This is a genomic window from Pseudoflavonifractor sp. An85 (assembly GCF_002161235.1).
Classification (GTDB): Bacteria; Bacillota; Clostridia; order Oscillospirales; family Oscillospiraceae; genus Enterenecus.
In genome coordinates this window covers 1-12,830 of sequence record NZ_NFHE01000021.1, presented here as the reverse complement: position 1 = coordinate 12,830, position 12,830 = coordinate 1, and the positions used below count along the sequence as shown (strand labels likewise).

Genomic DNA, 12,830 nt, shown 5'->3' with positions numbered 1-12,830 from the left:
CTTATTCCTCCAGTCCAAGGATGTCGGTATGTTGAAATCTCCAGGATCCCAGAATTGCACTGGCCAAAAGAATCGCCACGGCAGTGAGTGCCGCGAAACCTGGGGAGATACCATCCGGGACAAGCAGTGCGCTTCGAATCGCCATAGCTCCGTTGCCCAGCACAAAGGGAACGTTGCAGTAGACGCACAGCACCAGGATCGCTATGGAGATAAGAAAACCAATGATGGGGCGCACCAGCAGGCATACGGCCATTTGGAGCATATTCAAAGCCATGAGGGTGACCAGAGGCATGAACACAACCACGATGAGACCAGGGAGACCGCTCAATAAGGTTGGCTCAACGGTCAGCTCTGAAAAATGAATTTCCATAACACCTGGGGTGCTTTGTAAAGACACATCGCCTCCAGACAGAAGGGTGAACAACAGCACGGAGGCACAGACCAACACCATATACACAATGCAGCTACACAGATTCCAGGCGCATTTGGACAGATACCATCCTCGCCGAGTTTTGCTGCGGATGATGATTTGTTGTCCTGCCTGGGTGAGGTCAGAGAGAAAATAGTCCAGATTCAGCAGCAGGCTCCCAGCCACGGCCATGATCCAAAAGATAGGTAAAGCCAGAGATATTTCAGGGGATGAAGTTATAGGCACAGACCCTTTGAAGCAGTACAGCATGTAATCCATCCAGGTGCCTGGGACATTGGCCAGTTGGACGTCGCTGTAACAAGTGATGCAGGGAAGAACAAACAGGAGAAAGATAAGTAGATAACGCCAACGTATGAGACCATATCTCAGATCATGTTGCAATAATTTAAGCCAATTCATGATGTACCACCTGCCAGTATCCAATCCCAAAGCCCACAAAAGCAAGAATCAAACATGCAGATCCAACTACCCACTCGGGATTGAAATAGTTTGGGACCGCTGTAGCTAATTGGAGGGGGGAAAGTTCCACGTTCCATCCAAATCGGCTGCGTAGGGCGGTACATACCGCGTCCACCACCAGAAGCAGAGCAAAGGGGGTAAGTATGGTCATGACCTGAAGGCGCAGCCGGGTTCCAGCCACAAAACACAATCCTGCTGCTGCGCCGCCCAACAGAAAATCAACGCCGCACCAGATAAGGGCATAGGCCCACGGAACGGTAAAATACAGTTCGGATAGAAAGTAGCCGTCGGAGATCCGAAGCATATTGAGGATATTTGGCAATACATAGGGACAGAATGTGGCATTGACCAGTAGATTCAACAGCACCGGAACAGCTACCACCAGGCCACCGCTGATAAACACGGCGATGTATTTGGTCACATAGTAGGATTTCCGGCCCATGCGGGAGACTAGTTGGTTAAAAAGCCCGCCCCGACGTTCTTGGAGATAGGACCATCCGAAAGGCATAGCAGCCAAAACAGGCCAGACCAAATAGAAGAGATATCTTCCATAGCTGGCGCCATTCACTGGCATCCAAAGTAAGAACAGGGAAAATCCCCACGGAGACTGCGAGCCGGTATGATCTTCTGCGAAAATAATGGACTTGATCTGCTCTGCGGTGATTAGGTTTTCTACTACATTGATCGAACTGATCAAACAACCCAGAATGAGTGCGGCATAGAACATTGGGTTATGAAGAGCCTTCCACAACTCGGCTTTGAGCCCCGTTTTCATGGATGTTCGCCTCCTGTACGATCCAGATCCACCTTGGTTAGCATCTGTTCCGTGCAGTATAGATATAGGTTGTCCAGATGGACGTATCCACCCTGTTGTATATCGTATACCCAAAAGCCAAGAGTTAGATCTAACGTTTCTCCATCCTCCAGACGAAATGCATTTCGATGTTCTGGCCGCTGGTTCCTGCCGCTGAAATAGCCAAATTCGCCGCCATTGTAAACAATCGACCCATCTTCATAAGCGTTCTCCTGGATATCCGAGAGATACAAAAGGGCATCTGCCCGAAAGACACAGGGATCATCAAACTCTCCCAGAGAATCACCGTATTCATTCAGGTCATGGCGTGTATAGGATTGCGCACCTTGGCTGGTGATGGATACATCCACCAACACCAGGGACAGGCCTGGGATGAGGTCCCCGCTGTCATCGATATACTCCGGGTACCTCAAGATGGTACGTTGACCGTTGCTGTCCACGGTCTCAAATGTGGGCCAGTCTTCAAAGCCTTCTTCCGTCAAGTCGCTTACATTATTCGCCGTTTCGATCTGCTGGATGGTGCAGGACAGAGATCCGGATTTCATTCCGTCGGTTTTTTGGAATGTCAAGGGTAGTTCACGTATGCCCACAGCTTCCAATTCAACTTCTTCAGGGGAGTTGTCGGAAAGCCAGGGGAACGTACAACCAGCCAATAAAAACAGTGTGCAGGCTGCCGTAGATAGAAACGAAATCCAAGTCTTAATTTTCATTGTCATCCTCCTTCTCTGAAATCGTAGAGCTTTCATGAAAAGGATAGCAAAAACGGTGACATTGGCAAGCAACAAGTTGTAAATAAAGATATAGCAAACATGTAAATGTTTTGAGAGAAAGCGGCTCACAAGGGGGAGGGGGAGAGGGATTGGCGTTCAAACCCTGCGCCACAGGAAGGGAAGCATTTTTCGTGTTTCTGGCTGTCTGTATTGTAACTCTGTGGTGTGATCTCGGGCATTGACGTGCTATAATAGATAAAATTACAATGGCGATTTCGGGGGAAAAGATAATGTCAGAACAAAAGCGGAGTAGGACAGGGACGAGACGCACCACCATGGCGGTCTTAGAAATCCTAAAAACCAGCACCAGTTTGGGAAGACGGATCTCGATTACCCAAATTGTAAAGCGGCTGAACTGTGAATATGACATTGCAACCAGCCGAGATTCTGTCAAGGCCATTTTAGATGACCTGATGGAATATTACCCGGGGCCGGATCAAGTGCGATGCAAGGAATCGGAGAAGGGGAAAGCGTATTCCTTTGACTACTACTATCAGACCGATTTGCCGGAGCATATTCAGAAAAACATCCAGGCCATTGAACAGGTCATACACAAAAACAAGAATCAGGGGCGTAAAGAGTATGGTCTTGTAGTTCAACTCAATGGCTATGGCACAGACCATCAGCTGCATCCTATGGGGAAGACCATGGAAGTATATCCGATTCACATCCTCTGGGCGTACAGACATCCTTATCTGGTGGGATTCTTTCCGGGCCGATTGGATGCCGCTCATTTCCGCATTGACCTGATGAGCAACATCCGGGTGACAGAGCGAACCCGAGAGGAAGATCCGCAACGAGACTTCCGCATTCGTCAGGTGGAGGAGGAGGATTACCAGGCGTCCCATCTGTACATGTTCTACGAGGATCAGAAAGAACGACCCAAACATATCAAATTGCGGGTCAAGAAAATCCCTGGAAAGCCAGAGGCTAGCATGACCTTTATGGAGGATCATTTCGGGAGCTGTTGGTGGGCTGTGGAAGGCACAGAGACCGAGGATGTCGTGGAGGTGTGGGTGAAATGCCTACCGGTAGCCATGGCACAGTTTGTCTGCCAGTATATAGACCGGGTGCGTGTGTTGGAGCCGAAAGATGTGGTGGAACAGGTGGAGAACGCTTTGATGGCGGAATATCAAGCGTATTTTCAGAGAAAGGTTTAGAGATGCGGATTATTATCGTTCGGTGATGTGGTATATCTTAGATAGAGTGTACTGGGGACCTTGTCCTTTGCAAGGAACACGGAAAACAGAGAGGGGATATGGCCATGAACGAACGAATCAACCGAATGGCGGTAGGAATCATTTATGAAGAACTGCATGGGCTTTTGGAGCAGTATGCGGAAACCGAGTGCTACAACCGAGCACCTGCTGAAGTACCAGAGTCGGATGGATTAGCCTATGTCAAACGAAGAATGGCAGAGATTTGGCGCATTGCGGCCGCGTGGCTTTCTTGGACACCGGTACATACCCGCAAAATTGTGCGGATCTTATTGGAGGTGGAGTATTTCCTCCGGAGTTATGAATGTCCTGGGGTGGTACGTCGGTGGAAAGAGATTGACCCGGCGTTAAACTACTTCGACTGTGCGTTCGAGTTGATGGAAAAGAGTCCGGAGCAATACGAAAGAATCCGCATGGGATTGTCAAATCTTCGGTTATCTTGCTATCCAGACCAGAAATGGGTGGAGCAGCGAAAGGCGTATTTTGAAGCAGCACGGGAACGGCTGAAGGATGAGGGGCAGGCGTACAGCGAGGACGAGGTTTTTCAGGATGAGCTGTTACGAGCGTTGACCTTGGTGTTTCAAGTGGATTTCGGAGACATATGGGGCCAGAGTTTGGCGGGATGATAGGCGGTGTTATTGCGAGCTTTGGGAGGGGCATCTATGGAGTTGGAATATTTTTTGATGTTGGGACATCCAGAACGATATGATTTTCGGAAGGAAATCATGGAGTTTCAAACAGATGATGTCATCCAGCGCTACCACACCTACAAGGCAGTAGGAATCGCAGAGGAGGACAAGGTCAAAAATCTGTGTGAAACAGCTTGTGTGGAGAAATATGGATTGCAGGGATTAAAGGCTGTGTTGAAACCTGTTTGTGAGGCGGATGGTTGTGAATTACTCCAGGCGATTTGTACCAGACTGTGGGACGAAAAGCATTTGAAATACTGTGTAAAGGCAGGGGGTGGTTTTTCCAGCGACACCATGAATTCTGCCTTTGCTACCCTCAGTAAGTGGCTCTCTACGCAGGAGATCTGCGTGAAAGGCGTATGGTCCAATCGAAAGATTATGGACTGTTATCTGGATGGAAGATTTCCCAAAGTGGAGGACTCTGATGCTCCTGTCATATCTTTTTTAGAAGCGTGTTATACCCTGGGAAACTTCCTTCCAGTACCGCCAGCGTTTCAATCTCGAGGTATGAATGCATCCAAAGACTACTGGGATTTGGCCCTGGCGTGCATTTACAACTATTATATGGAGAAGGGTAAAAACTGGAGTGGCGGCAATTATATGCTAGACTGGCTGTTGAAAAAGAAACAAATCATAGAAGCATGCCAAGAATGGTTGAATACCTTCGAGTCTTGGCAGGTGTTTGTAGAGAAAAATTATCTTCAGGATTTTGTGCATTTGGAACCGGGGTATGTGTATGGCCCACCAATGGAGCTATGGAAGGGTCATTTTTCTGGTCTGGTCGAACCGAAAGTCCCAAAGCAGTGCGAAGAATTTTTCACCCATGCATCGACTTGGATTTTGAGCCGCGGGGAGCGGATGGTCGACATAGCAAGGAAGGAGCCTGTTGGGGAATCTGTGTTTGGACATCCTAGAGGAGTTTTACAGAACTGATGAGGATAAAAGTAACGTGCGGGTGTCGAGACCATGAGCTTCGACGCCCGCACATCTGTTTCTCAATGAAAACTTAAGATGATATTAATGCCGGATTACAGTCCTATATGATATAATCTCGGTACATCCACAGCCGAGGAGGGAACCGCATGAAACAAATCATCACCAATGGGATTACCTATCTGGATGCGCTACCGGGAAGCGAAACATGGTATTGGGGCATGGACTACACTCATGGGGACTTGTACGAGGCGGAGGAGCTTTTCCGTTATGGAAACCCCATTCAGCAGAACCGGCTGATTCTGGTCCGCTACCCAGAGGGAACAGTGTATGAACCCGTACATCCAGAGCCAGGACAGTACTTGGGCAGGCCGGTGTACCATAACGGACAGGTGGTATTACTACTGGTTGATTTTCCGAGGAACGAAATTCGCATCATGGGTTTTGATGACCAGAAAGGACAAGCAACGCCCATTGCGGTTCTACCACTTTCTGTAGCGGAGGATTGCTACAATCTGTTGCTCCACACGCCGCCTTTGATGTTGACCCGGACGCCAAACGACAACAAGTTCCAAATCCTCTGGCCAGAGCAACGGGAATTCGTACTGGAAGATCGGGAAAGCTTTGAGATTCTGGATGGAGACAAGATGTATACCACGGTATGGCATGAGGACCCGGACTACCGTGAGGAGACTTTGGTACGGGACTATGCGACAGGGAAACTTCTGGAGCGGATGCCTGGGAGCCTCCTGGTAATGCCAGATGGGCAGCAGTGGAATCTGGTATAAGGTAAAAGAGAGGGCGGGGAGGAGAGCGGATGAGAAACCATTACGGTATCATTTTCAAAGAGAGCCTGTGCAGACGCTGGAAATATGGAAACTCAGGTGAACGAATTGTTTGAATTTATAAAGGGTGAACTAATTTCGTGGGACTGGGAAGAGTCGCCGGTGGTAGAGGATGTTTCTGAATCTGAAGCGAGCACCAAGCATGAAATGTTTTGGTTTACGCTAAAAATATCGGAAGGTGTATACTCTATTTCTATGTGCGAAAGTTGAGTCAAAACCACCCGTTTGAGCGGGTGGTTTTGATTTTGCATTAGGCTGCTTCAACTACGCCACAAACTCATCCAAGGCAGTCTTATTTCCTTCTTATATAAGTTGCGATCGAAAAATCTCCTGACTCCTTTAGTCTTTGCTGATAAAATCGTAGTATGTGGGTGAGAAGAGAAAGGTGGTGATATCATGACAGATGATGAGAAAATTGTTGAGTTGCTATTTTGTCGTTCCGAATGTGCGCTGCAGGAATTGGAGTCTTGTATTCCGGATCAGAAGACTGTTGAAGACGAAATGGAAGTCAGAAAATTAGCTCGTATCATTGAGGCTTTTTTGGATACGTTGACCATCAAAGAACGTGTCATCTTCATGCGCCGCTATGCGTATATGGACAACTATTCAGAGATTGCCAAACGTGAGGAAGTGGAGGTGGAGCAGTAAGAATTTCGCCACAGAAAAGAAGGGTATTCTTTATAAAAAGAAGCACCCTTTCTGTGGGCGAAAACTAATCCTGTCTGTGGTATTTATGTGGTCAACCTGGAAAGGGAAAAATTCAGTCCAAAATCTAAGCACAAATCAAAAGAAAATCCGCTGTTTTCGAGAGAAAGCAGCGGATTTTTGGTCCGAGTGACAGGATTTGAACCTGCGGCCTCTTGGACCCGAAGGGTCATGTCAAAATTTTCCTGACAATCTTGAAGACTTTCTAACCCTTTCCGCTCCCATCCACTTTCTCTTGGGCACTCTTTGAACTCGTGATTTCCGTGTGTTCCGAGGGTGTGTGTGGTATGTTCTGTGGTCAGAAACGCTCCCAAGCCTTTGCCGACGCTTTGCGCCGACAGGGAAGGGGAGCGTCTTTCGTGTTATTGTATGTCTGTATTGTAACTCTGGGACAAGGGGTAGGCAAGTGATTTTTGCATCCTACACGGCGCAGAGATTGAGGGACTGTAAACAAAAGAAGCACTCGCCTTATCAGATCTTATCCTTTGGTATATCTCGAAGCACCTGAATTTGATCTCGCCGCCCATAGACAACAGCGGTGACCCATACTACTTTCTGCACTTCATCGATCCAGTAATACACCAGGAAGTTCGACACCAGCATTTTATGTACCCCCTCTGAGCGCCACGGTTCTTCGGGTGTCAGAGGATAACGGCTGGGCATGGTATTTAGTAAGGAAATATCTTTCTTTAGTTTTGCAAGCCAGCGACGTGCTGTATCTGGAGCTTGAAGAACTTGGGTGATATAGCTGGTGATTTCCTGTATTTGTGCTACGGCATAGTTGGTCAGTTTGATTCTATATTCCATCTTCAGATACGCTCACTGATACGGGCAAATGCAGCATCCAAGTCCATTCCCTGTTCTGCTTTGGCCTGATTCAGCGCTTTCTCCATCATCTGGTCAAACTGTGCTGCAGACATCGAATCCCGTGTTGGAAGGGAGGGGACACTAAAAGAATATGGAATGCTGTTGGTCATAATGATTTGGCGATAAAGGGTATCAATCAAGACGGATACGGGAATGCCCAGCTGATCCAGGATAGCCTCCGCTTGCTGCTTGATTTCTGGTTGTACCCGTGCTGTTACGTTTGCTGTTTTGATTGCCATAGTTGTACACCGCCTTTCTAAAACCAGTATACTCTTTTGTATGGCTGATTACAATACATTTTGTGCATTTAGAGAAAATGAGTTCGTATGAACAACTTAGGGCTTCAAGCGGCATAAGGACGGGAACTGAAGAAATGCATAGGGGGAAGCCGGACATCCCGGCTTCCCCCTATGTTATCGGCAGATTTTCAATGCTCGGCGTAGACGATACATGGATAGGCCAAGAAGGATGATATAACCCCCACAAAGAATGCCCAGCAGCCCCAGCGGATGCTTGACCTGCACCAAATCAAGCAGTTGCAGGGGCAGGGCAAAAGACACATACTTCAGTGCATGAATCCCCATATAAAAATACAGGAGGGAGGGCAAAACCAAGACTGCTAGAACAACAGCGTAGGATACTACGGTTCTCTGACCTGCTGGGATGGATAGAGCCAGGATCAATATTGCACCACCCAATAGGAGCATAAGACGTACCAAATACCACGCAAATAAAAAGGTTTGGATGGTACAAGGGATGGTCAGGCGCTCCAGGAAAGGGAGACTTTGTATGGGAGCAGATAGGGTATCCATGGGGATGGATGACAGCAAAGTGTGAAGTTCCCACCCATATACCACAGTCCAAACGACGGTTGCCCAGAGACCAGCCACTGCAACTTTTCTTCTCAGCAGGGAGTTTCTGCCCCGTGGGGAGGCAATTAGGAGTGGCATCATCCCAGCCTGACGCTCGTAGGGGAGATTCCCCGCCAGGAGGAACACCAAGGCCAACAAAGCCAGGGTGGAGGCGTTCTGTTGGTTTTTGCTGGCGGCCTCGCCGTATATGCGTTCATAGGGGGTGGATTCCACCAGCCACGGAGTAATGCCCAGCTGATTTGCGTTGTCTGCCAAGTTCTCCACACGTTGCCGGACGATGGAAATGGCCTCTTGCTTCATCTGTGCTACTTCCGCTTCGTGGGCATAGACGTTCAGCTGAGAGCGTTCCATCTCCCCGTTTTGGTAGGCGATCTTTGCCTCTGCGTAGGTGTTTATGGTACTCTGTAGTTCCTCTTCCATTTGGCCTATTTGGGCGAAGGTGTCCGGGGTAATCTCACCCTCCAACGCTGCGGTATACTGTCTCACCGTGCTATCCACGGCGCTGGACACTGGAATGCTGGAAGAAAAAGAAAGTTGGCTGGTGACATATAGGAGGGAAAGAATGACAACGACCCCCTTTTGTATCCAAAGTGTCTTGAACCATTCCATTCCCCACAGACCGCGGCCACAGAAAACCTTGTCTGTGAGGCGGTTGTATTTTGCGGCAATGGGGGCTACCCAGTCCCTTTGGTGGTAGGGCTTTTGCAAACACTGCGTCATGATACAGGCAACCAAAAAGAGCACGCATAGGGGGAGAAGTGCGAGCTCAGATATCATTCGGATTCCCCATGGATACCCAAATACATTGATGTTCAGATACTCCGTGTAGAGGTCGGATAAGCTGATGTAGGTGAATAGGTTCCAATACTTCAACGGGTTGAGGGGACTTTGCACCGGCAAAAACGTATATAGGGCATACTCCAAGCACATAATCCCGGCTGCCACCAAAAAAGCAAATTTCCCGTGGGGCATCCAACTCAGAAGCAGCCAGAGGAGCAAACTCACCAGATACATGGTTGCAATCCGTAGCAGGACGTAGTGCAACAGAAATTGACCCACGGTAAACAGCGTCGGTAGTTTTCCCAGGACTTCGATGGATTGAACCGCTCGACCTAAGTTGCCGGCTCCTCCATAGACATACATGCTAAGCATCCACGTCTCACCATACAGCAAAAGGACACAAAGGACACAGCCACCCAAGAGAGCCAGGGCTCTGCACAGGGTAAGGAGCAATCGCCCCTGGGGGGTGGCATGGATCAAACTCCATAGACCCTGTTTCCTCTCTTCCAAAAAGGATACCACCAAGAGAAAGGATAGTACCACCATCAGGTAATCGGTTAGGGGAGCATGTATGAAAGCCTCCACGGCGCCATTGGCCTCCATCGTTAAGGTCACATCATTGAGTGCTTCAAAATCCGAGGCGGTCTTGAGAATATTGCGCCCAGAGAAGCAGTCTGTATCATGAAAGATGGAGAAGGATAAGAGATTGTCCTTGCTGGTTTGAATGTCCTCCAGAAAGGTGGGATAGTCCTGGAGATACCTTGCCTGTAACAGCACATTGTGAACGGCAATGTAGTCCAGAGTGAGGTCATACAGATTCATGGACGGGTTTACAGTCAGGGCATCTTCCAGCTGTCCCAGCTCCTGCTCCAAGGTGTCAATCCGTTGAGAAACTGGCTCGCCCTTTGCCTGCTCCAGTCGCTGCAAATAGCGGGTATAGGCGGCATAAGCATCCACTTCTGCCTGGGAAACCGTGTTGGTTTGGCTGACATACTCTGAGGAGACTGAAGTGGAGGGGAGAGACAGGTCAAGACCGTAGTGCCGGGAGGCCTGCTCTCGGATAAACCAAACACCATTGAGAAAGAGTATCAGCAAAAGACCAAGACAGAGGCGACGCTGGGTAAAGATTCGTTTCCATTCTCTCATGGTTTATCTCACGCCCCCAGATAGTATAAATACACATCTTCCAAGGTCAAATGCTCGGGTACTTCATGCCCTTTCTCAGGTAGGTGGTCGCCAACTACCCGAATCCATGTCTCGCCGTTGCGCTGAAAAACATTACCAACGGCATACGCTTGCTCCATTTGTTCCAGACAATCCGGAGGACAAGGAAGTTCTTTTACCTTGTTCGAAACGCTCTCTAGCAAATGCGCAGGGGTACCGCTGCCAATGACATGGCCCTTTTTCATCATCAGGATTTGATCGGAGATGTACTCAATATCACTGACAATATGGGTGGCCAGTAAGATGATGCGATTGCGGGAGAGGGAGGAGATGAAGTTGCGGATTCGGATGCGCTCCTTGGGGTCCAAGCCTGCCGTTGGTTCATCCAAAATCAGCACCTCCGGATTCCCTAAGAGTGCCTGGGCCAGCAACACCCGTTGTTTCATCCCGCCGGAAAATCCACACAGCTTCCGGTGTCGCACCTGAGATAAATTTGTGACGGTCAGGAGGGTGTCCATCTGCTCTTTGGCCAGTTTCTTGGGAATCCCTTTCAGCTCCGCCATATAGGCCAGGAAGGCCTGAGCTGTCATCTGTTCGTAAAGGCCCTGCTGTTGGGGCATATATCCCAACACTTGTCGAAAGCGTTTGCCCAGCTCCAGAATGTCTGTGCTGTTGTACAAAATGGCACCACTCGTCCGGGAAAGGTTATCGGTGAGCAAGTTCATCAGAGTGCTTTTTCCAGCGCCATTGGCCCCTAAAATTCCGTAGATTCCCGGCTCAAAGGTGAAGGAGAAACCATCTAATGCAGTGTGGGTTCCGTATTTCTTGGTCACGTTTTGTAGTTGCAGTTGCATGGAGTTCCTCCTATCTTCAGCCGATTTGCATCGGAGGTTCTGATGTAGTGGATTCATAGACATTGGCGGCACCAGGCCATGTGTCCAGTTCCGTCCAGTCACCTGTTTCCCAGTCTACACGGTAGAAGTGGGTAGAAATGCTGTTGTCCATCCCACGATAGGCCAATACATAGGCGTACTCTGTGTCGGCAAACATGAGGGCACAATGAACGACATCGGGGTATTGCTGGTAGATGGGCTGTAAGTCCAGTTCTTTGGACAGCTCCCCCTGGTAGGTGTAGACCCGAATGGTCTTGCCTCCATACCGGAATGGACTTTGGGGGCCGAAGGTGGGGTCAGGCTGATCATCCAAAATAAAAATATTGGTATCATTGAAAATAGCGGTTCCACTTTGTAGTGTATCCGGCAGATCCACCAGCTTGGCGGAAACATTGGTTTGTAAGTCCATGTCCCAGACATCGCTGCCAGAAAAATAGTAGTAAAGGTGACCACCTGTGATGTACCAGGAGGAAACCGATTCGTCCACACCAAGAATGCCGATGTCCGAAGAGCGCCAGATCTCTTTTGTGTCTGTTTCCTTCTCGCCCAGGCGATAGAGGATGTCCTCATATTCCCCACTGGAAGTCAGTACATGGTTCATGGCATACACATCATCCCCATCCGCCCAAAACTTCCAGGTGGATTCCAAGATATCCGAGGAGTTTTCTTGAAACAGCAGGTCGGCCTGGGAGACATCTGCTCCCAGTTTGGCCCGATAGAGCATGGAGTTGGAATCCATAAAGTAAATCCATCCTCCTACCAGCATGGGCTGATAAGAGGTAGACCAATCCGCCCCTTGGAGCTGAATGGTTTGCACTTTTTCGTGCTGGGTTCCGTCCTGGTTCATGGAGTATAGGGTGAGCAGATTGTCGGTGTTGAGGCTGCTGGTGGCGTAATAGAGCTTTCCATCGTACCAACTCAAGAAGGGAGAATTGACCCAGGCGTTGCAGGTGTCGTCGGAGTGGTGGCACTCTGGTTTCCCACATACAGGGGTCATCCGCCCCGATGTAGCGTCCATAAAATACACCAATCCATCGCTTTGCAGATAATATCCTCCGTCTACCTGGCAGGCAGCATTCAAGCGCATTTCATTGGAGATGCTGGTCTCCTTTTGAAATCCGGAATGCCCAGTGGAGGAAGGTTGAGAAATGGTGTGGGCAGAGCAGCCCATCAAAGAAGCGATACATACAAGGGCTAGCATTCGCCCTCCAAAATGTTTGATGTTCATGGCTTAATCCCTCCCAGAAATTTTTATCATTTCGGCGTCCGTGCCATCTTCGGTGGCTACATTGACTTCATCTGAAAATTCTGGGCCTACTGCCTCGTAGTCCACCAAGGCTCCTCCATCTTCCGGAGCATCGGATGCAGCAGGGGGGGTACTGGGAGCAGGTG

13 protein-coding genes are annotated in these 12,830 nt (G+C 49.1%); 5 read left to right on the top strand and 8 right to left on the bottom strand.

Annotated features, from left to right (window positions below; translation table 11 throughout):
• Nucleotide 1 precedes the first annotated feature (1 nt).
• Genes B5G37_RS10155 through B5G37_RS10145 form a run of 3 tightly spaced genes read right to left on the bottom strand, consistent with a single transcriptional unit; the run spans nt 2 to nt 2,413 of the window.
• Entirely contained in the window at nt 2-829 is an 828-nt protein-coding gene (locus B5G37_RS10155) for a hypothetical protein (protein ID WP_087257103.1), read from the bottom strand.
• Entirely contained in the window at nt 816-1,664 is an 849-nt protein-coding gene (locus B5G37_RS10150; protein ID WP_087257101.1) for a hypothetical protein, read from the bottom strand. The genes B5G37_RS10155 and B5G37_RS10150 overlap by 14 nt, the downstream gene beginning before the upstream one ends.
• The gene (locus B5G37_RS10145; RefSeq protein WP_087257099.1) at nt 1,661-2,413 is read right to left on the bottom strand and encodes a hypothetical protein; all 753 of its coding nucleotides are present in this window, start codon (nt 2,411-2,413) and stop codon (nt 1,661-1,663) included. The genes B5G37_RS10150 and B5G37_RS10145 overlap by 4 nt, the downstream gene beginning before the upstream one ends.
• A gap of 335 nt (nt 2,414-2,748) precedes the next feature.
• On the opposite strand from B5G37_RS10145, the gene B5G37_RS10140 reads away from it, so the two are divergent.
• From B5G37_RS10140 to B5G37_RS10115, 5 genes are all read left to right on the top strand, one after another.
• The gene (locus tag B5G37_RS10140; RefSeq protein ID WP_158099398.1) at nt 2,749-3,633 is read left to right on the top strand and encodes a WYL domain-containing protein; all 885 of its coding nucleotides are present in this window, start codon (nt 2,749-2,751) and stop codon (nt 3,631-3,633) included.
• A gap of 104 nt (nt 3,634-3,737) precedes the next feature.
• Nucleotides 3,738-4,316 (top strand): hypothetical protein, encoded by a 579-nt coding sequence (locus B5G37_RS10135; protein WP_087257094.1) that lies wholly within the window; start codon nt 3,738-3,740, stop codon nt 4,314-4,316.
• Between the two features lie 36 nt (nt 4,317-4,352).
• The gene (locus B5G37_RS10130; protein WP_087257092.1) at nt 4,353-5,312 is read left to right on the top strand and encodes a hypothetical protein; all 960 of its coding nucleotides are present in this window, start codon (nt 4,353-4,355) and stop codon (nt 5,310-5,312) included.
• A gap of 149 nt (nt 5,313-5,461) precedes the next feature.
• The gene (locus B5G37_RS10125) at nt 5,462-6,100 is read left to right on the top strand and encodes a hypothetical protein (RefSeq protein WP_087257091.1); all 639 of its coding nucleotides are present in this window, start codon (nt 5,462-5,464) and stop codon (nt 6,098-6,100) included.
• 453 nt (nt 6,101-6,553) lie between these two features.
• A complete protein-coding gene (locus tag B5G37_RS10115; protein WP_087257087.1) occupies nt 6,554-6,805 on the top strand; it encodes a hypothetical protein in 252 nt (83 codons plus the stop codon).
• 528 nt (nt 6,806-7,333) lie between these two features.
• On the opposite strand, the gene B5G37_RS10110 is transcribed toward B5G37_RS10115, so the two are convergent.
• From B5G37_RS10110 to B5G37_RS10090, 5 genes are all read right to left on the bottom strand, one after another.
• Nucleotides 7,334-7,669: a type II toxin-antitoxin system RelE/ParE family toxin gene (locus B5G37_RS10110; RefSeq protein ID WP_087257085.1), complete on the bottom strand. Its 336-nt coding sequence runs from the start codon at nt 7,667-7,669 to the stop codon at nt 7,334-7,336.
• Between the two features lie 2 nt (nt 7,670-7,671).
• The gene (locus B5G37_RS10105; RefSeq protein WP_087257083.1) at nt 7,672-7,968 is read right to left on the bottom strand and encodes a type II toxin-antitoxin system RelB/DinJ family antitoxin; all 297 of its coding nucleotides are present in this window, start codon (nt 7,966-7,968) and stop codon (nt 7,672-7,674) included.
• 174 nt (nt 7,969-8,142) lie between these two features.
• Complete coding sequence (locus B5G37_RS10100) at nt 8,143-10,527, bottom strand: hypothetical protein (RefSeq protein WP_087257081.1); 2,385 nt, start codon at nt 10,525-10,527, stop codon at nt 8,143-8,145.
• A gap of 8 nt (nt 10,528-10,535) precedes the next feature.
• Entirely contained in the window at nt 10,536-11,399 is an 864-nt protein-coding gene (locus tag B5G37_RS10095; protein ID WP_087257079.1) for an ATP-binding cassette domain-containing protein, read from the bottom strand.
• Between the two features lie 16 nt (nt 11,400-11,415).
• Nucleotides 11,416-12,666, bottom strand: a complete 1,251-nt coding sequence (locus B5G37_RS10090; protein WP_143482918.1) for a hypothetical protein — start codon at nt 12,664-12,666, stop codon at nt 11,416-11,418.
• Nucleotides 12,667-12,830: the final 164 nt, after the last annotated feature.

Bases quoted from the DNA above. Each gene is read 5' to 3' on its own strand.
- B5G37_RS10130 (WP_087257092.1), top strand. From the start codon at position 4,353: ATGGAGTTGGAATATTTTTTGATGTTGGGACATCCAGAACGATATGAT.
- B5G37_RS10100 (WP_087257081.1), bottom strand. From the start codon at position 10,527: ATGAGAGAATGGAAACGAATCTTTACCCAGCGTCGCCTCTGTCTTGGT.
- B5G37_RS10150 (WP_087257101.1), bottom strand. From the start codon at position 1,664: ATGAAAACGGGGCTCAAAGCCGAGTTGTGGAAGGCTCTTCATAACCCA.
- B5G37_RS10115 (WP_087257087.1), top strand. From the start codon at position 6,554: ATGACAGATGATGAGAAAATTGTTGAGTTGCTATTTTGTCGTTCCGAA.
- B5G37_RS10155 (WP_087257103.1), bottom strand. From the start codon at position 829: ATGAATTGGCTTAAATTATTGCAACATGATCTGAGATATGGTCTCATA.
- B5G37_RS10140 (WP_158099398.1), top strand. From the start codon at position 2,749: ATGGCGGTCTTAGAAATCCTAAAAACCAGCACCAGTTTGGGAAGACGG.
- B5G37_RS10105 (WP_087257083.1), bottom strand. From the start codon at position 7,968: ATGGCAATCAAAACAGCAAACGTAACAGCACGGGTACAACCAGAAATC.
- B5G37_RS10135 (WP_087257094.1), top strand. From the start codon at position 3,738: ATGAACGAACGAATCAACCGAATGGCGGTAGGAATCATTTATGAAGAA.
- B5G37_RS10145 (WP_087257099.1), bottom strand. From the start codon at position 2,413: ATGAAAATTAAGACTTGGATTTCGTTTCTATCTACGGCAGCCTGCACA.
- B5G37_RS10125 (WP_087257091.1), top strand. From the start codon at position 5,462: ATGAAACAAATCATCACCAATGGGATTACCTATCTGGATGCGCTACCG.
- B5G37_RS10110 (WP_087257085.1), bottom strand. From the start codon at position 7,669: ATGGAATATAGAATCAAACTGACCAACTATGCCGTAGCACAAATACAG.
- B5G37_RS10090 (WP_143482918.1), bottom strand. From the start codon at position 12,666: ATGAACATCAAACATTTTGGAGGGCGAATGCTAGCCCTTGTATGTATC.
- B5G37_RS10095 (WP_087257079.1), bottom strand. From the start codon at position 11,399: ATGCAACTGCAACTACAAAACGTGACCAAGAAATACGGAACCCACACT.